General features: G+C 77.7%; 1 protein-coding gene. It reads right to left on the bottom strand.

The window, feature by feature from the left end; all coding sequences use genetic code 11:
- Positions 1-95: 95 nt before the first annotated feature.
- Positions 96-530 (bottom strand): histidine phosphatase family protein (locus G3I78_RS47450; RefSeq protein WP_203616508.1); only part of this gene is annotated, 435 nt, incomplete at its 5' end.

The following is a 530-nucleotide window of genomic DNA, read 5'->3' as shown; positions in this document are numbered from 1 at the left end:
GGCCGACGGGCGACGGTCCCCAGGCCGACGCGTGGCGACGGTGCCTGCTCGACGCCACGGACGTCGGCACGCTGGGCCGGTCCTGAGGCCGACGGTCAGGTGCCCCCACGGGCCCGGAGGTCCGTGATGGCGTGCTCGGCGCCGTGCGCGTCGAGGTAGGTGCCGCCGCGGACCTCGGCGGCGAGCGCGCCGTCAGGCCCCGTCGTGAAGCGGTGGACGAGCGGGTGGCCGGTGGGCACGTCGAGGTCCTGGACCTCCTCGGGCGTGAGGTCGTCCACGAGCACGGACAGCGCGCGCAGCGAGTTGCCGTGCCCGACGACGAGGACCGCCTCGCCGTGCGCGAGCGTCGTGCGGGTCGCGGCCCAGAAGGGGCGGAGCCGTTCGACGACGTCGGCGAGGGACTCCGCGTCGGGGCGCAGCGCGGCGCGCGCGGCGTCGGGCAGGCGCAGCAGCGTGTCGTCGACGAGCGGGCCCGCGGGGTCGTCCGCCGCGAGCGGCGGTGGTCGGTGCAGGTAGGAGCGGCGGTAGCG

It is taken from the genome of Streptomyces sp. SID13726 (genome assembly GCF_010548375.1).
GTDB lineage: Bacteria > Actinomycetota > Actinomycetes > Streptomycetales > Streptomycetaceae > Streptomyces.
This window is presented reverse-complemented; position numbering and strand designations above follow the sequence as displayed.